Origin of the sequence: Sedimenticola selenatireducens DSM 17993 (assembly GCF_000428045.1) — a bacterium.
Classification (GTDB): domain Bacteria; phylum Pseudomonadota; class Gammaproteobacteria; order Chromatiales; family Chromatiaceae; genus Sedimenticola; species Sedimenticola selenatireducens.
On the sequence record NZ_ATZE01000013.1, the window covers coordinates 116,806 to 134,453 of the forward strand.

Below are 17,648 nucleotides of genomic sequence, written 5' to 3' on the forward strand. Positions count from 1 at the left end.
TCAATCCCCGAACATCAGTGCCGTTAATATGAAATCCAGTCCCAATACCGCCAGTGACGAGTGGACCACCGTCCTGGTTGTTGCCCGGCTCACGCCCTCAGAAGTCGGAACCGCGTCAAATCCCTGAAACAGGGCGATCCAGGTACAGACCAACCCGAAAACCACGCTCTTGATCGCGCCGTTGAACACATCTTCATGCAGATCGATTTTGGCCTGCATCTGTGCCCAGAAGGCGCCGTCGTCCACCCCCAGCAAGCCGACCCCGACAAAGTAGCCGCCGACCACACCCAGGGCGCTGAACAGGGCCGCCAGTAGTGGCATGGAGATAAAACCGGCAAAAAAACGCGGGGTCAGCACGCGCCGCACCGGATCCACTGCCATCATCTCCAGACCCGAAAGCTGTTCGGTTGCCTTCATCAGCCCGATCTCGGCCGTCAATGCCGAACCGGCGCGTCCGGCGAACAGCAACGCGGCCACCACCGGCCCCAGTTCACGCACCAGTGATGCGGCCACCATCACCCCCAGCGTCTGCTCGGCGCCAAACTGGGAGAGGATATAGTAGCCCTGCAGACCCAGCACCATGCCGACAAACAGACCGGACACACTGATAATCAGTATAGACAGCACACCGACGGAATAGATCTGTTTTACCAGCAGGCCCGGTCTGGGCAACAGGTCCGGCAATCCACGCAGGATACCCAATAACAGGAGATGTCCACGCCCCAGCCGCTCCAGCACGCCGATGCCGACTCGCCCCAACTGCGCCAGAACGTTCAACATGACTCCCCCAGCAGATCCTCGGCCAGTTCAGCGGCCGGATAGTGAAACGGCACCGGACCATCCGCCAGCCCCTGCATAAACTGGCGGGTCCAGGCCGACTCCGAGTTGATCATCGCTTCCGGTTGGCCTGACTCGATCACCTTGCCATTGGAGATAACATAGATAAGATCCGCGATAGCCGATGTCTCCTGAACATCGTGGGAGACGATAATGCTGCTCAGCCGGCTGGCGTCGTTCAGAGCGCGAATCAATTCCACCAGCACCCCCATGGAGATGGGATCCTGGCCGGTGAACGGCTCGTCATACATGATCATCATCGGATCCAGCACCATAGCGCGCGCCAGGGCCACCCGCCGGGCCATGCCGCCGGACAATTCGCTGGGCATCAGATCGCGCGCCCCGCGCAGACCTACCGCCTCAAGCTTCAACAGCACCAGTTTGCGGATCATCGAGGGGGATAGATTGGTATGCTCCCGCAACGGGTAGGCGACATTTTCGAACACATTAATATCGGTCAGCAGAGCGCCGCTCTGGAACAGCATGCCCATGCGCATGCGCAGTCGGTAGAGATCCCGGTTCCCCAGCCGATGGATATCCTGCCCATCCACATGGATGGTCCCGGCCGACGGACGCAATTGCCCGCCGATCAGTTTCAGCAGGGTGGTCTTACCGGTGCCGCTCGGCCCCATGATGGCCGTAATCTTGCCACGCGGGATATCGATATCCACGCCATCAAAAATGACCCGACTGCCGCGGGAAAACCGCAACCCCCGGATACTGACCAGCGGCACCTGCTTGTCAACCGAACCCACCATATCTGATCCACGCTCCAACTGCTCACTCCATTGAATATTTCCACCCGCACGGCAGGCAAAAGGAGCATTCTCACCTTTTGGAATCAACAGCGTCAAGCCCGATCAACAATCCCTAACGCTGCAATCCACTCAGCAGCTGCCACAAAATTGCCGCTTCCCGCATCACCTTGATTGGCGGCGGCCGCCCGGAGAAAAACAGCATGGGCGATACCGCCCCCCTGATCCGGACGGACAACGATTCCAGCACCGAGCGCAGCGACTTGAGGTCAGACACCGCCTCGCCGGCAACCAGGGCGCAGAGCGTAATCCCATCTTCAGCCACCTGCACAGCCGGCTCCTGTTCCAGCGAGCCCGTCACCGCCAGAAATCGCGCCTCTCCCAGCCGGCTTCGCACCCGTTCGCGTACAGGTTCGGTGAGCGGCATCCAGGAGACGGCACCGGCCAGCCGATCACCCAACGCCGCCTGACAGCGACCAAGCGGCCCCATTGCCTCCACATCGCCGGCTGCCATCCCGGTAATATCCAGAACAAAGTGGAATCGGTCGGACACATCCTCACGCCAGCCATCAAGCTGCTCATGATCACCCGCCAACCAGCATTCGAGTGGCAGCACTACCGTCTGAAATTCATTTGCGTAATAACTGAGCCGCCACTCAGGCGGCAGATCATCGGGGTAGAACTGTTCGCTCCAGGCGGAGTGATCCCAACCCACTGCCCCAATCGTCAATTCAGACACCATAACGGATTCCCTCACTCAGCAGCGGCATAACGACTTGCCAGATAAATCAACAGCAACACCGGCAGCCCCAGAACGGCGGTGAACAGAAAGAAGCGCTCATAGCCGAAGGCATCGACCAGGCTGCCCGAGTAACCGCCGAGCAGTTTCGGCACCAGCGTCATCAGGGAGCTGAACAGGGCATATTGAAAGGCGGTAAAGGCGACATGGGTCAGCCCCGAGAGATAGGCGACAAAGGCCGCACCGGCCAGTCCGGCGCTGAGATTATCGGCGGTGATGACCAGTATCAACAGGGAGACATCCGCGCCACTGCGCGCCAGCAGCAGAAACAGCAGATTGGTCCCGGCCGAGAGCAGCGCCCCGACAAACAGAATACGCATCACACCATAACGCAGTGTCAGCATGCCGCCGAGAAATCCACCCAGTATGGTCATTACCAGGCCGAAAGTCTTGGTAATGTCGGCGATCTGATCCTTGCTGAAGCCCATGTCCTGATAGAACACGTTGGAGATGACCCCCAACACGATATCCGACACCCGATAGAGGCCGACCAGCGCCAGCACCAACAGGGCCACTCGCCCATAACGGCGGAAAAAATCGGCCACCGGCTCCAGGTAGGTCTCACGCAGCACCGCGGCGCGGACCAGGCCCAGGGCAACACCCAGGCGGGCAGCCAGCCCGGCCAGAAGCATGGCCAGCAGCAGGCGCCCCCCTTCCAATCCAAAACCGATCAGCAGGGAATCCTGCGGCAAAGCGGCCGCCCAGTCGGCCTTGGCGGCAGCGACCCGATCAGCGCTGAGAAAAAAGACCGCCGCGAAAACCGATACCGCCAGCAGAAACAGCAACAGGAAGCGCAAATAGTCGAAGGCATCGTGGAACAGGACGGGACGCCCGGACTCGACCTTCGGCTCCGACACCAGCAGCGTAGTGATCAGGCCAATGGACATGACTGCCGCCATGCAGAGGTAGGTCCACTGCCAGGCACTGTAGTTGTAGCCCCCCTCGGCACCAAACCAGACCGCCAGTTTGAGCGAGCCGGCACCCGCTACCAGCATCCCCACCCGGTAACCGGCGATATACATGGAGGCCATCAGGGCCTGCAGCTCCCGTTCGGCCGACTCGATGCGATAGGCATCGATGACAATATCCTGGGTGGCGCCGGAAAATCCCAGCAGCACCGCGGCAAACGCCATCATGTGCAGATTTTCCGCCGGATCGGTAAAGGCCATCCAGGAAATAGCGCCGATTACCGACAGCTGCGCCAGCAGCAACCAGCCTCGACGACGTCCCAGCAGGGCAGTCAACAGCGGCAGCGGCAGCCGATCCACCAGCGGCGCCCAGATGAATTTGAACGAATAGCCCAGTGCCGCCCAGCTGAAATAGGTCACGGTAGAGCGGTCGATATCGGCTTCGCGCAGCCAGAGCGAGAGGGTGGAAAAAATCAGCAATAGTGGGAGACCGGCAGAAAACCCGAAAAACAGCATCACCAGCACCTTCGGGTGCCGGTACGCGCGCAGCGTAGCCGCCCAGTCTCTGCCCTCCTCTGTCACCATCGCCTGGAACACTCCGCCCTTGAAAGAGATTTCAGCGCGGGATTGTACCTGATAATAGTGACCGATCCGCACTACCACCCTTTCTCCCCTTGCATCACAACCGCAGGGAACGGACAATTTGCCCTCCCGTAATTGGAGTCAGACATGCAAAGCTATCAACGAGATTTCCTGGATTTTGCCCTTGACGTGGGGGTGTTGCGTTTCGGCGAGTTTACCCTCAAGTCCGGTCGGATCAGCCCTTACTTCTTCAACGCCGGCCTGTTCAACAGTGGCGCCAGCCTGGCTCGGCTGGGGAAATTCTACGCCCAGGCCATCGTCAACTCCGGCATCCGCTTTGACGTCCTCTACGGACCGGCCTACAAGGGCATTCCCCTGGCAGCCGTCACCGCCGCGGCACTGTATGATCACCACAACATCGACATCCCCTACGCCTTTAACAGAAAAGAGGCCAAGGATCACGGCGAGGGTGGCAGCATCGTCGGCCACCCGCTGGAGGGTCGCATCATGATTATCGATGATGTCATCACCGCCGGCACCGCCATCCGCGAGTCGATGGATATTATCAATGCCCAGGGCGCCACCCCGGCCGGGGTAGTGATCGCCCTGGACCGGCAAGAGCGGGGAACCGGGGAGTGCTCGGCCATTCAGGAGGTCGAAAAAGACTACCGGATGCCGGTAGCGGCGATCGTCCGGCTGGAGCATCTGGTAGAGTATCTGGCGGAACAGCCGGATGCTGAGGGGTCACTGCAACAGATCCGCGCTTATCGCGATCAATACGGTGTGTGACCGGATGGACTTTACATAGTCCCCAATCTATCTGATAGTGCACACAGCCCGCAAACAGACGACCGAGCACCAGCATCACCGATCTATATGAGCAGAACCTACAGACTACCCATTGGATTACTTACCGCGATCATGCTCCTCGCCCCAGCGGCCGAGGCGGGCAAAATCTATCGCTGGGTGGATGCGGAAGGGAATGTTCATCTCTCCGACCGGGTGCCCACGGAACACGCCCGCAGCGCCCGCAGCGAACTGAGCGAAACCGGCCGCGAAGTGGAACGCGTTCAGGCAGCCAAGACTGCGGAGGAGATCGCCAGGGAACAGGAGCTTGAGAAACTGCGTGCGGAGCAACAGCGGCTGATCGAGATACAGCACGCCAAGGACCAGGTGCTGCTGCGGACATTCCGCACGGAAGACGATCTGCTCATGGCCCGCAACGGCAAGCTGGCCGCCATCGATTCCAATATCCAGGTGATCCGCAGCAATATCCGCCGCATGAAAAACCGCCTGGCCGAAATGCAGCAGAACGCAGCCTCCATGGAACGGCAAGGCCAGCGGCTCTCTGATAATCTGCTCAAGGATATCGAAAACACCCGCGCCCAACTGCGCGACAGCTATACCACGATCATTCAGAAAGAGCAGGAGAAGGAGGCAATCCGCAACAGTGCGTCCAAGGACCTGGCCCGTTTCCGCAGTCTGAAAAACCTGCGTGAAGAGAACGCCGACCCGCAACTCAACCAGGAGAAGACCGCTTCGCTACTGGATACCGTGGTGGTGTGTGAGGATGACCGCGCCTGCGACCAGGCCTGGATCAAGGTTGAAGAGTACGTGCGTAAATTTGCCACCACCCGGCTGCAGATGCTCAGCGACAGCATTATCATGTCCGCCGCCCCGCTGAAGGATGACGACATCAGCCTGACCGCCTCGCGCATTGTCTACAAGGACAGACCCGGCGCGGAGCTGTTCATGGACTTGCAGTGCAAACCCTCGCCGCGCGGAATCGACCTGTGCAACACCGAAGCGGTGGAGAAGATCCGCACCGGCTTCCGCGACTATCTGGCTGAATCCAAGCGCGTTCAATCCGCGAACTGAGGCAGGCGGCCCGATGGAGAGGCCGCACCTGTCAACCCCATCATGTAGGAGCGGCGCCCCGCCGCGATAATCGTTCGATGACCGATGCCCCGGCCAATTGGCCCGGGGCGGGCCTCCTGCAGGGACCCGGGTCGGCGGCGGATCTCAGGCCGCCGATTGAAACAGCGCGCGCTCCAGAATCGTCCATTGCGACTCCCAGCCAGTGGCCGGTGACACCTTGAAGCGGGTACGCAGGAACTGGTGCATGCGCCCCTCGATCAAGGACAACATCAGCGCGGCACCGCTCTCCGCATCCACACAGAGGTCGTCATCGCGCATCCGCGACTCGCGCAGCACCTGTCGCAGCTGGGTCTCCAGACGGGCGAAAAACTGCTCCACCCGCTGATGCAGCCGCTCGGTCTCGCCGACCAGGGCATCGCCCAGCAGCACCCGGGTGATGCCCGGATTGCGCTCGGAAAAGACCAGCAGCAGATAGAGCAGCCGGGCACAGCGGCTACGCGTCTCCTTTTCACCTTCGAGGATCTGGTTAATACGGGCAAATACCGACTCCTCGGCAAACCCGATCAACCCTTCGAACATCTTCGCCTTGCTGGCAAAGTGCCGGTACAGGGCCGCCTCGGAGACCCCCACCGAGCGTGCCAACACCGCCGTGGTGATGCGCTCACCCGGACTGCGTTCCAGTTCTGCCGCCAGTGATTCAAGAATCTGCTGCTTGCGGGATACTTTCTGATTCATCCGGACAGTCTCACCGGCACTTGATCAGGGTGCCGATACCCTGGTCGGTGAACAACTCCAGCAGCACCGCGTGCTTCACCCGGCCATCCACAATTACCGAGGAGTTGACCCCGGCATTGACCGCGTCCAGGGCACAGCGAATCTTCGGCAGCATGCCGCCATGGATGGTGCCATCCGCAATCAGTTCGTCGACCCGGCCGGCGGTGAGGCCGGTCAGCAGACCGCCCTGCTTGTCCAGCAGCCCCGCGGTGTTGGTCAGGAGGATCAGCTTCTCCGCCTGCAGCACCTCCGCCATCTTGCCGGCAACCAGGTCCGCGTTGATGTTATAGGAGCGGCCGTCTTCACCGACACCGATGGGTGCGATCACCGGGATAAAATTACCGCTGACCAGCATATCCACCACCGCTTTGTTGATACTGGCCACCTCGCCCACGTGCCCCACATCGATAATCTCCGGCGCCTGCAGTTCGGGCGAAGTCCGTTTCAACATCAGTTTGCGGGCATGAATCAGCCCGCCATCCTTGCCGGTCAGGCCAACGGCTGAACCGCCGTGCTGGTTCAGGAGATTGACAATCTCCTTGTTGACCTGGCCGCCCAGCACCATCTCCACCACATCCATGGTCTCGCTGTCGGTGACCCGCATGCCCTGCACAAACTCACTCTCTTTGCCGAGACGGCCCAGCAGATTGCCGATCTGCGGCCCGCCACCATGCACCACCACCGGGTTGATACCCACCAGCTTCATCAGCACCACGTCACGGGCAAAGCCGTCCTTGAGGTCGGCCTCGGTCATGGCGTTCCCACCGTATTTAATCACCACGGTCTTGCCGCGAAAGCGCTGAATATAGGGCAGCGCCTCGGTCAGTACATGGGCCACGTTGTGTGCCGATTCGGGGGTTAAACTCATGCTAGGTTCCGTCTCTCTCTCAAATAACAAATATGCCGGAGCATATACTGATCCGACCATACCTGGCTGTCTGCCTGATGCACTGCGGTAATAGCCGGATCAAAAAGGAAGGTTCAGTCCGGGGTCCACACGCAACAGCCACTGCTGGAACTGCTGCTGTATCCGCGCCAACGCCGCCTCGCTGTCCGCCTCGAACCGAAACACCACCGAGGGAGTTGTATTGGAGGGCCGGACCAACCCCCAGCCATCCTCGAATTCGACCCGCAGACCATCGATGGTCGTTATCTTGGCATCGGTGAAATCCGCCTGCCCGGCCAAACTCTCCATCAGCGCGAAATTCGCCCCTTCCTGGTCAAAAGCCAGATTCAGTTCAGGCGTCGACACGCTTTCCGGCAAGCTGTCGAATATCTCGGTGACCGGCACCGGCTCACTCGACAGCAGCTCCAGCAATCTGGCGCAGGAGTATAACCCATCGTCAAATCCGTACCAGCGCTCCTGAATAAAGATATGGCCGCTCATTTCACCCGCCAGCAGCGCACCGGTTTCACGCATCTTCGCCTTGATCAGCGAGTGTCCCGTCTTCCACATAATCGGACGGCCGCCATAGGAGAGAATCTCATCAGCCAGATGACGACTCGATTTCACATCGTAAATCACGTCTCCACCAGGCTGACGGCTCAACACGTCCCGTGCCAGGAGCATCAGCAAACGATCCGGCCAGATAACCTTGCCGTTGCCATCGACAACACCCAACCGGTCACCATCACCATCAAACGCCACACCCAGATCGGCCTTGCGCTCCCGCACGGCCACGATCAGGTCCGCCAGATTCTCCGGCTTGCCCGGGTCCGGGTGATGATTGGGAAAATCGCCATCCACCTTGCAGTAGAGCGCCGTGACCTCACAGCCAAGGGCCTGAAACAGGGCCGGTGCCACCACGCTGGCAACACCGTTGCCGCAATCCACCACCAGCTTTAGCGGACGACTCAACTGCACATCCCCCACCACCCGTTCAATATAGTCGGGCAGCAGATCCTGCTCATGCAGCGAGCCCCGGCCTTGCTGATAATCCTGTCGCTCGATGCGTTGCTTCAGGCCGCTGATCGCATCACCAGAGAGGGCCGCGCCATTAATGACGATCTTCAGTCCATTGTAATTCGGCGGGTTGTGACTACCGGTAATCATTACGCCCGTCTTGCTGCCGAGAAAGTGCGTGGCGAAATAGAGCACCGGTGTCGGCACCATGCCGATATCCAGTACATCCCGCCCACTGGCCATCAGCCCTTCGCTCAGCGCCTTGCTGAAGGCGGCGCCGGAGTGGCGGCCATCGCGGGCAACAATCACCGTCTGTTCACCCTGCTCATAGGCTTCGCTGCCGATGGCCCGGCCCAACTCATAAACGATCTGTTCAGTCAGGGTTTCACCCACCACACCCCGGATATCATAGGCGCGGAAGATTGAGTCCGGCAGTGATTCCAGCACCTCGGCAAAACCGGATCCGGATTCGTCCGGATCATCATCAAACGCCTCCAGCCCGGGCATGAGCATTTCATCCGCAGCGGCTTTCACCGCCGGTTCGGCCGGGGCCGCCTTTCTGCCCGCCTGATGCCACACCTGCCTGATCAGTCCGAACACATGGCCGAACTCTTCCAGCCTGGGCTGACTGACCCGGCCAACAGAACCGCTTTTAAGGACCTCCACCAGACTGAACATTGACTCCAGGTCAGTGCGCAACGCCTGCTTGAGGTGGCGCGCCTGGAACCAGAGCACTGCCGCGATAAGCAGGGCGGCAATCAGCAGTATGCCCAGTAGCTGTATTTGCGCCTCATCACCCAGGAACACCACTGTCGGCGCGGCATAGGCAACGCGCCAGATTGTGCCATCGATTGCCTGCATACCGGCCACCTCCGCCACCGACAATCCTGCGGCGGAGAGTACCACCGGGGTGCCCTTGACCACCTGCTGCAACTCAACCCGGCCGGCCAAAACAGGTAATTCCGCCAGCGTCTGCTGCAAGCTATTGAATGGATAAGCCACATGCAGCACACCGATCACGGGGCCCCCGTCCGCGGAAAACACAGGAACGGCCATCGCCACATGCTGTTGAGGCGTACCGAACAGATGCACCTCGGCCGGTGAAGGCGCACCGCTACGCTCCGCGCCACGAAGAATATCCAGCGAGGCGTAACTGAAGGGTGGAGTGGCATCCGGATCCAGTTCGTCCCAGCCCTTGGGCAGCAGCCGAACCCGCAAGGCGTCCGGCAACAGCTGCAGCAGTCTGCGCTCCTGCTCGTGCATCCGCGGTACATCCTCGCCCAGCAGCGGTTCCCGGACATCCTGGCTTCTGCTCAGTCCCAGCAACAGGGTCCGCCGGTTTTCCACCCGCTCCGAAACCCGCCTGGCGATACTGGCGGTGATCTGTTGCAGTTGGCTAAGTCCCAGCTGCTGGTCTCGCTGAGCCTGCAGAAACAGAATAGCAGCAGCAGCCACCGCGATAATCGCCAGCGACATCAGCAAGGCAATATTGAAATAGCGGCCGGCACTGCCGACTCCTGCCACAACACCGGTTTTAGCCGCCGCATCATCCCCTGCCGGGTTATTATTTTTTCGTTTTAACATAAACAGATCCCTGAACTTCCCCCACCGCAGGCCTTATTGACTGCGCAGCCCCTGAGTCGTGTACTTTTAATTGGCCGCATTACACATCGGCATGCCATCAGGCAATCCCCTACCGCCTGAATCAGCTCAATGTCTCCCGGAATGACCGAAACCACCACTGCCCCGGTCAGACTGCTGAAATTCCTCAACGATCTCAAACTCTGCCCTGACCACCGGAATGATGACCAGCTGGGCAATACGCTCACCCACTTCGATCAGAAAGCTGTCACTGCCCCGGTTCCAACAGGAGACAAACAGCTGGCCCTGATAATCGGAGTCGATCAGCCCCACCAGATTACCCAGCACAATGCCGTGTTTGTGACCCAGACCGGAGCGCGGCAAAATCACAGCCGCCAGCTTGGGATCCTCCACATGAATAGCCATGCCGGTGGGGATCAGGTGTGTCTCGCCTGGCGCAATCGTCAATGGCCGCTCCAGCATGGCGCGCAGATCCATTCCGGCCGACCCCTCGGTAGCATAGGCCGGCAATGGAAAGGAGTCCCCCAGACGGGAGTCGAGAATCTTAAGCTGAATGTCTGTTTTCATAATGTTCCGCAATCAGTGATACCAGTTTTTCCGCCAGACTCACCTTGTCAGTCATGGGCAACTGTTCACGCCCCCCGTCCCAGATCAGAGTCAGCGCATTTTCATCCCGCTCGAAACCACCCTGTCGGGCACCCACCAGGTTGGCCGCGATCATGTTCACCCGCTTGGCGATCCGTTTCTTCTCGGCATACTCCTCCGGATCCTGGGTCTCGGCGGCAAAACCGACCGTGAAGGGCGCATCAGGCAGGGCCGCCACGCCCGCCAGAATATCCGCATTGCGTACCAGCCGGATCTCCATCCGATCACTGTTTTTCTTGATCTTCTGGTCGGCGACGGCGTCCGGACGGTAATCCGCCACGGCGGCGCAGCCGACAAAGATGTCACACCCCTTCACCCTTGCCATTACCGCCTGCTCCATCTCACCGGCAGTCTCCACATCGACCCTTTCCACCCCGGCTGGCGTGTCGAGTGTTACCGGGCCGGCAATCAACTCCACCCGGGCTCCTGCCCCGGTGAAAGCCCTCGCCAGGGCGAAACCCATCTTACCCGAGCTGCGATTGCCGATGAACCGCACCGGATCCAGTGGTTCCCGGGTCGGCCCCGCCGTCAACAATACCCGGACTCCCGCCAATGGGCCTTGTGTAAACCGGGAGCACAATTGACTCAACAGCGCCTCCGGCTCAAGCATCCGCCCCGGACCCACCTCGCCGCAAGCCTGATCACCGGATGCCGGCCCCCACAATTCGACACCCCGCCGCACCAGCAACGAGGCATTGTCACGGGTGGCGGCGTTTTGCCACATCTGCTGGTTCATCGCCGGCGCCAGAACGATCGGTGCCGCGGTGGCCAGGCAGAGCGTAGAGAGCAGGTTGTCGGCAAAACCATTCGCCAGCCGGGCCATGAAACTGGCACTGGCCGGTGCCACCAGCACCAGATCGGCCCAGCGGGCCAGCTCAATATGCCCCATGGCCGCTTCATGGGCCGGGTCGAACAAATCCTGCCGGACTGGGCGGCCGGATACCGCCTGCAAAGTCATGGGCGTGACAAACTGACTGGCCGCCCCGGTCAACACCACCTGCACCTCGGCGGCAGACTTGCGTAACAGGCGGACCAGTTCAACCGATTTATAGGCCGCAATACCCCCGGTAACCCCGAGTAACAGTTTTTTTCCAGCCAGTACATTCATAGGGCGATCTGTCTCAACCTGCTTATATGGAATATTCAGCGCCAAGGTTAACTGAATGAACGACCATCTGGAACCCGCATCGTATACTTGATACTCTTTTATTGCCTAAACTACATGGAGGTATGTATGGCGATTACAGACTGGCCGGCGGATGAGCGGCCACGGGAAAAACTGCTGCAACGGGGACCCTGCGCCCTGTCCGACGCGGAGCTGCTGGCCATCTTCCTGCGCACCGGGGTACGCGGCAAGAGCGCGGTGGATCTGGCGCGTGAACTGCTCGACCAGCACAAGGGGCTGGGCAATCTGCTTGCTGCCGATCGAGCCAGCTTCTGCAGCAGCCATGGCCTCGGCAGCGCAAAATTCGCCCAGCTACAGGCGGTCCTGGAGATGGGCCGGCGCCACCTGCGGGAACAGATCCACCGCGCAGACGTGCTGACCAGCCCGCAGCAGACGCGCGACTATCTGCGCGCCCGCCTCGCAGGCTACCCTTATGAGGTGTTTGCCTGCCTGTTTCTGGATAACCGGCATCGGGTGATCGAATACGAGGAGCTGTTCCGGGGTACCATTGATGGCGCCAGCGTGCACCCCCGCGAAGTGGTACGACAATCCCTGAGCCACAATGCGGCCGCGCTGATCCTGGCCCACAACCACCCCTCCGGGGTCGCGGAACCGAGCCAGGCCGACCGGGCGATTACCCGCCGGCTGAAGTCGGCGCTGGAGCTGGTGGATATCCGCCTGCTGGATCACATTATTATTGGCAGCGGCGAAATCTGTTCTCTGGCGGAATTGGGCGAGATATAGAAAATAGAACACAACTGATTGAATTAATTAAATATATCAACCTAACCATGATACCCCGCCAAGCCGGCATGAGAAAAAACAGGTGAAGAAAAACTTGTCAGCCAAAAATCTTTTTGCTATAAATCCGCCTCTTCACCCCGACGGGGTGTAACAGATTTCACAGCACCCTGGTATTCAGGGTCGCAAAAACCAGGTTTTTCGAGGATTTAACCATGTCCAGAGTGTGTCAGGTTACGGGCAAGCGTCCTGTGACAGGGAACAATGTTTCCCACGCCCACAACAAGACCCGTCGCCGCTTCTTGCCCAATCTGCATCAGCACCGCTTCTGGGTTGAGAGCGAGAATCGCTGGGTTCGCCTGCGCGTCTCCGCGAGCGGCATGCGCATCATTGACAAGAAGGGTATCGACGCGGTTCTGGTTGATCTGCGCGCCCGTGGCGAGAAGGTCTAGGGAGAACAGTCATGCGTGATAAAATCAGACTCGTATCCAGTGCCGGTACCGGGCACTTCTATACTACTACCAAGAACAAGCGCAACATGCCTGGAAAGATGGAGATCAAGAAATTTGACCCGAAAATCCGCAAGCATGTGATGTACAAGGAAGCCAAGATCAAGTAGTCCGGCTTCTCCCAGCATCAAAAACCCGCCCCTCGCCGGCGGGTTTTTTGTCCAATGCATAAATGCTTGCGAGAGAGGATCTGACTGCTTGATTGACGAGCGTCCGCGCCATGGGCGAGGTAAGCGTTTGGCTGTGCTGCGAGGGCGAAACGGCCGTGGCAAGCCCCCGGGCATGAGCTGCGCAGCGGCTAACGCCCACCCAGGTTGGTCCGGGGCTGTATGACTGTCAGTCATTTCGTGGGGCGGGCTTGTTCTAAAACCTGATTTCAACCGCCAAGAACACGAAGAAAAACACCGATATGTGTTACTTCGATTCTTCACCTGCCGAATGGGCCCGGAAGAGTGGCGCAGGGATGCACCGTTTACGGACCTAAGGACGGATATGAAGGTTAGCTATTATACCTCTTTGCGCACTTCGCGTTCTTCGCGGTTGATTCGAGAAATTCAAGTTCATTCAGGCCATGGATCGGTGGAAGCGCCCACCGCCCTATTCGCGCTCAGCTTCTCTCCGCGCCGCGCCGATAGATCGTGCCATGACACTTGGAGCAGGGGGGAATATGTCCCGCCTTGTGGAAATGGAGCTCCTTGCCACACTGGTCACACACCAGGGTACCCGGCCCGGTGATCTCGCCGGTCCGATAAACAGCCGCCTCACGCGCCTGATTGGCGAAGCGCTCCAACTCCAACCGGGTTCGGTCGGCGACCGACGCGAACATCTCCATGAGACGCCCCTCAATCAACTTCACATCGAAACGAAACCACTCCCTGAACTCATCGCCGGTTTCTACCAGATAATGGGCCGCCTCCTTCATGTCACGCTCAACGTAGGCGGCAATCTTTTCCGCCTCTTCCCGGGTCAGCTCATTCAGCTCCACCGCCTTCTCCCGGGCGGCATCGAGGCTCTTCTTCAGGGTCGGCAGGGTGGTTTTTTCCGCCTTGCCGATGACATCATCCACATACTCCAGCATGCGCTCATAGGCATCCACCATGCGCTCAACCGGATCTTTCTCGTCTTTATTGGTCATATCATATCCCTTACTTCTGCCTGCCAAATCACTACAAAATTCACACTTCCTAATCTACTTTGTACACCAAGTTCGGCAGAACTCAAGATGGCAGAGGTTGTTTGCTCCCTCAAATTGATCATTTCCGGGCCGCAGGAGCGGAAAGATCCGCTTCCCACCACTGAAGACGACGATATGCCTTCATGTCTACCCTGCCGTAGGGTATCCTTGCCTGTTTAATCCATGCTATCAACCGGCAAGCCCACCCTGACAATGAAAGAGACCTACACCCCAGCATCCATCGAGGCTGAAGCCCAGCAATACTGGACCGAGAACCGTAGCTTCCAGGCCACCGAAGACCCCTCCAGAGAGAAGTATTACTGCCTCTCCATGTTCCCCTATCCCAGCGGCAAGCTGCACATGGGACATGTGCGCAACTACACCATCGGGGATGTGATTGCCCGCTATCAGCGCATGCTGGGAAAAAACGTGTTGCAGCCAATGGGCTGGGACGCCTTCGGCCTGCCTGCCGAGGGAGCCGCTATCAAGAACCGCATGGCCCCGGCCAAGTGGACCTATGCCAATATCGACTACATGAAGAATCAGCTGCAACAGCTGGGCTTCGGTTACGACTGGAACCGGGAGCTGGCCACCTGCAAGCCGGAATATTACAAGTGGGAGCAGTGGCTGTTCACCGAGCTGTACAAGAAGGGGCTGGTGTATCGCAAGAACTCGGTGGTGAACTGGGACCCGGTGGACCAGACGGTGCTGGCCAATGAACAGGTGATCGACGGCCGCGGCTGGCGCTCCGGCGCCCTGGTGGAACGGCGCGAGATTCCGCAGTGGTTTGTCAAGATCACCGACTACGCCGATGAACTGCTGGATGAACTGGACCGTATGGAGGAGTGGCCGGAGCAGGTGCGCACCATGCAGCGCAACTGGATCGGCAAGAGTTACGGTGTACGCTTCGCCTTCCCCTATACCCTGGACGGCAAGGATGATCTGTTGTGGGTCTACACCACCCGTGTCGACACCATCATGGGCATCACCTTCTGTGCCGTGGCGGCGGAGCACCCGCTGGCCCAACATGCCGCCCGTAGCAATCCTGAACTGAGCGCCTTCATCGAGCAGTGCCGCCAGGGTGGGGTGGCCGAAGCCGATCTCGCCACCATGGAGAAAAAGGGCGTACCGACCGGCCTGTCGGTAACCCACCCGCTCACCGGCGAACAGATACCGGTATGGGTCGGCAACTATGTGCTCTGGGGTTATGGCGAAGGCGCGGTAATGGCCGTGCCTGCCCATGACGAGCGGGATTTCCATTTTGCCAAGACCTATGATCTGGAGATTCGCCAGGTGATCCAGGTACCGGGGGAGACTTTTTCCACTGACGCCTGGCAGGAGTGGTATGCGGACAAGGAACGGGGCGTCTGCGTGAACTCAGAGCACTATGACGGCCTGGGTTACAGCGAAGCGGTGGACGCCATCGCCACCGACCTCAATGCCAAGGACCTGGGTGAGAAGCAGGTGCAGTACCGGCTGCGCGACTGGGGCATATCGCGCCAGCGCTACTGGGGGGCGCCGATTCCGATGGTGCACTGCGACCAGTGCGGCATTGTGCCGGTGCCAAAGGAACAGCTGCCGGTGGTGCTGCCGGAGGACATCGAGTTTGACGCCACCGGTGGTTCGCCGATCAAGAAGATGCCGGAGTGGTACCAGACCAGCTGCCCGGAGTGCGGCGGCGCGGCCGAGCGCGAGACCGACACCTTCGATACCTTCATGGAGTCCTCCTGGTATTTCGCCCGTTACGCCTGCCCGGATGCGGAGGACCGCATGCTGGACGAGCGGGCGCGCTACTGGCTGCCGGTGGATCACTATATCGGCGGCATCGAGCACGCCATCCTGCATCTGCTCTACGCCCGCTTCTATAACAAGTTGATGCGCGATGTCGGGCTGATAGACAACAGCGAGCCGTTCACCAAACTGCTGACCCAGGGCATGGTGGTAGCCGAGACCTACTACCGCGACGACAGTGACGGCGGCAAGAGCTGGTTCAATCCGGCAGATGTGGTCACCGAAACCGACGACAAGGGCCGGGTGATTCGCGCCACCCTGGCGGCGGACGGCCAACCGGTGTCCATCGGCGGCGTGGAGAAGATGTCCAAATCGAAGAATAACGGGGTGGACCCACAGTCCCTGGTAGACCGCTTCGGTGCCGATACCGTGCGTCTCTACACCATGTTCACCTCGCCACCGGACCAGTCACTGGAGTGGTCGGACGAGGGCGTCGAAGGGGCCAACCGCTTCCTGCGCCGCCTCTGGGCGCTGGCCTATAACCAGCAGACCCGGATCAGCGAGGCCGATAACACCCCCGACCAGCTGAACGACGACCAGAAGGCCGCCCGGCGCGAGATCCACACGGCCCTGAAGCAGGCCGGCTTCGACTATGACCGGCAGCAGTTCAACACCGTCGTCTCGGCCGCCATGAAGATCACCAATACCCTGTACAAGCTGGGCGACAGCCCGGCTGACGGCGCCCTGCTGCGCGAAGGTATCAGCATCGTGCTGCGCCTGCTCGGTCCGATCGCCCCCCATGTCACTCATCAGCTGTGGCGCGAACTGGGTCTTGGTAAAGAGATTCTCGATTCGCCCTGGCCACAAGCGGACGAGGCGGCGCTGGTGCAGGAGCACATCCAGTACGTGGTACAGGTGAATGGCAAGGTGCGGGCCAAGATCGAGGTACCCGCCGACGCCGAACGGAGCACTATTGAACAGCAGGCCGTGGCGGACCCCAATGCCCGCAAGTTCATCGGGGATGCGCAGATCCGCAAGATTATCGTGGTGCCCAACAAACTGGTTAACATTGTCGCAAAATAAGCATGAAGGGAGCAGACCGCGTCTGCGGAACCGGGAGAACAACATGATCGGCAAAAAGATTTTCGGCCTCGCACTGCTGTCACTGACGCTGCTTTTGCTGCAGGGCTGCGGCTTCCAGCTCCGGGGTAGCGTTGCGCTCCCGAGTAACATTGGTCCAGTCTACATCCAGGGCCTGGGAGAGTACGACGAACTGCGCAGGGAGCTGTCACAGATCCTCAGCTTCAGTGATATTGCGCTGGCGACCGAATCGAAGGGCGCCGCCAGCACCCTGAAGATCGATAACCGCTCCAGCGACCGGCGCGTGCTGTCGGTGGATGGCAACGGCAATGTGGCGGAATACGAACTGCATGAGGGGGCGCGGTTTGCCTTGATCGCCGCCGATGGCACTGCCCTGGTCGAGCCGCAGATGGTGAACACCATTACCACCTACCTGAATAGCGAAACCCAGGTACTGGGCAAGCAGCAGGAAGAGGGCACCCTGCGCAAGGATCTGCAACGTGACCTGGCGTCCCAGATCATGCGGCGGCTGCAAGCCCAGTTGTAACCGGAACACAGCCTGCCA

At 59.8% G+C, this 17,648-nt stretch carries 17 protein-coding genes; 7 read left to right on the forward strand and 10 right to left on the reverse strand.

The genetic code is table 11. From position 1 onward, the window contains the following. From mlaE to A3GO_RS0112290, 4 genes are all read right to left on the reverse strand, one after another. A complete protein-coding gene (gene mlaE / locus A3GO_RS0112275) occupies positions 1–780 on the reverse strand; it encodes a lipid asymmetry maintenance ABC transporter permease subunit MlaE (protein WP_029133638.1) in 780 nt (259 codons plus the stop codon). After that, complete coding sequence (locus A3GO_RS0112280) at positions 774–1,595, reverse strand: ABC transporter ATP-binding protein (RefSeq protein ID WP_037375279.1); 822 nt, start codon at positions 1,593–1,595, stop codon at positions 774–776. Before A3GO_RS0112280 ends, mlaE begins: the two co-directional genes overlap by 7 nt. Positions 1,596–1,707: 112 nt before the next feature. Further along, the gene (locus tag A3GO_RS0112285; protein WP_029133640.1) at positions 1,708–2,334 is read right to left on the reverse strand and encodes a DUF72 domain-containing protein; all 627 of its coding nucleotides are present in this window, start codon (positions 2,332–2,334) and stop codon (positions 1,708–1,710) included. An 11-nt stretch (positions 2,335–2,345) separates the two neighbouring features. Further along, the gene (locus tag A3GO_RS0112290) at positions 2,346–3,962 is read right to left on the reverse strand and encodes an AmpG family muropeptide MFS transporter (RefSeq protein ID WP_335340042.1); all 1,617 of its coding nucleotides are present in this window, start codon (positions 3,960–3,962) and stop codon (positions 2,346–2,348) included. Positions 3,963–4,028: 66 nt separating this feature from the next. Here A3GO_RS0112290 and pyrE point away from each other — a divergent pair, with 66 nt between their 5' ends. Further along, complete coding sequence (pyrE, locus tag A3GO_RS0112295) at positions 4,029–4,670, forward strand: orotate phosphoribosyltransferase (protein ID WP_029133642.1); 642 nt, start codon at positions 4,029–4,031, stop codon at positions 4,668–4,670. 87 nt (positions 4,671–4,757) lie between these two features. Continuing rightward, the gene (locus tag A3GO_RS0112300; RefSeq protein WP_029133643.1) at positions 4,758–5,759 is read left to right on the forward strand and encodes a DUF4124 domain-containing protein; all 1,002 of its coding nucleotides are present in this window, start codon (positions 4,758–4,760) and stop codon (positions 5,757–5,759) included. Between the two features lie 144 nt (positions 5,760–5,903). Here the strand turns inward: A3GO_RS0112300 and slmA are convergent, their stop codons facing one another. The 5 genes from slmA to coaBC form a co-directional block, all read right to left on the reverse strand. Then, positions 5,904–6,494 carry a nucleoid occlusion factor SlmA gene (gene slmA, locus A3GO_RS0112305; RefSeq protein ID WP_029133644.1) on the reverse strand — a complete coding sequence of 197 codons (591 nt, stop codon included), beginning with the start codon at positions 6,492–6,494 and terminating at the stop codon, positions 5,904–5,906. A 10-nt stretch (positions 6,495–6,504) separates the two neighbouring features. Next, positions 6,505–7,401: an acetylglutamate kinase gene (gene argB, locus A3GO_RS0112310; protein ID WP_029133645.1), complete on the reverse strand. Its 897-nt coding sequence runs from the start codon at positions 7,399–7,401 to the stop codon at positions 6,505–6,507. Positions 7,402–7,500: 99 nt separating this feature from the next. Beyond that, positions 7,501–10,020, reverse strand: coding sequence for a phosphomannomutase/phosphoglucomutase (locus A3GO_RS26720; RefSeq protein WP_051302238.1), 2,520 nt, complete (start codon positions 10,018–10,020; stop codon positions 7,501–7,503). Positions 10,021–10,146: 126 nt separating this feature from the next. Then, the gene (dut, locus tag A3GO_RS0112320; protein WP_029133647.1) at positions 10,147–10,605 is read right to left on the reverse strand and encodes a dUTP diphosphatase; all 459 of its coding nucleotides are present in this window, start codon (positions 10,603–10,605) and stop codon (positions 10,147–10,149) included. Next, a complete protein-coding gene (coaBC, locus tag A3GO_RS0112325; protein WP_029133648.1) occupies positions 10,583–11,791 on the reverse strand; it encodes a bifunctional phosphopantothenoylcysteine decarboxylase/phosphopantothenate--cysteine ligase CoaBC in 1,209 nt (402 codons plus the stop codon). The genes dut and coaBC overlap by 23 nt, the downstream gene beginning before the upstream one ends. Positions 11,792–11,917: 126 nt before the next feature. Here coaBC and radC point away from each other — a divergent pair, with 126 nt between their 5' ends. The 3 genes from radC to rpmG all read left to right on the forward strand — a co-directional run bounded on the left by radC (position 11,918) and on the right by rpmG (position 13,208). Beyond that, positions 11,918–12,592, forward strand: coding sequence for a RadC family protein (gene radC / locus A3GO_RS0112330; RefSeq protein WP_029133649.1), 675 nt, complete (start codon positions 11,918–11,920; stop codon positions 12,590–12,592). Between the two features lie 212 nt (positions 12,593–12,804). Then, the gene (gene rpmB / locus A3GO_RS0112335; protein ID WP_029133650.1) at positions 12,805–13,041 is read left to right on the forward strand and encodes a 50S ribosomal protein L28; all 237 of its coding nucleotides are present in this window, start codon (positions 12,805–12,807) and stop codon (positions 13,039–13,041) included. Positions 13,042–13,052: 11 nt separating this feature from the next. Further along, entirely contained in the window at positions 13,053–13,208 is a 156-nt protein-coding gene (rpmG, locus tag A3GO_RS0112340) for a 50S ribosomal protein L33 (protein ID WP_029133651.1), read from the forward strand. Between the two features lie 497 nt (positions 13,209–13,705). Here the strand turns inward: rpmG and A3GO_RS0112345 are convergent, their stop codons facing one another. Further along, positions 13,706–14,233, reverse strand: coding sequence for a zinc ribbon-containing protein (locus A3GO_RS0112345; protein ID WP_029133652.1), 528 nt, complete (start codon positions 14,231–14,233; stop codon positions 13,706–13,708). Between the two features lie 252 nt (positions 14,234–14,485). On the opposite strand from A3GO_RS0112345, the gene leuS reads away from it, so the two are divergent. Both leuS and A3GO_RS0112355 read left to right on the forward strand, forming a co-directional pair. Beyond that, positions 14,486–17,086 carry a leucine--tRNA ligase gene (gene leuS / locus A3GO_RS0112350; protein ID WP_029133653.1) on the forward strand — a complete coding sequence of 867 codons (2,601 nt, stop codon included), beginning with the start codon at positions 14,486–14,488 and terminating at the stop codon, positions 17,084–17,086. A gap of 43 nt (positions 17,087–17,129) precedes the next feature. Then, entirely contained in the window at positions 17,130–17,630 is a 501-nt protein-coding gene (locus A3GO_RS0112355; protein ID WP_029133654.1) for an LPS-assembly lipoprotein LptE, read from the forward strand. Positions 17,631–17,648: the final 18 nt, after the last annotated feature.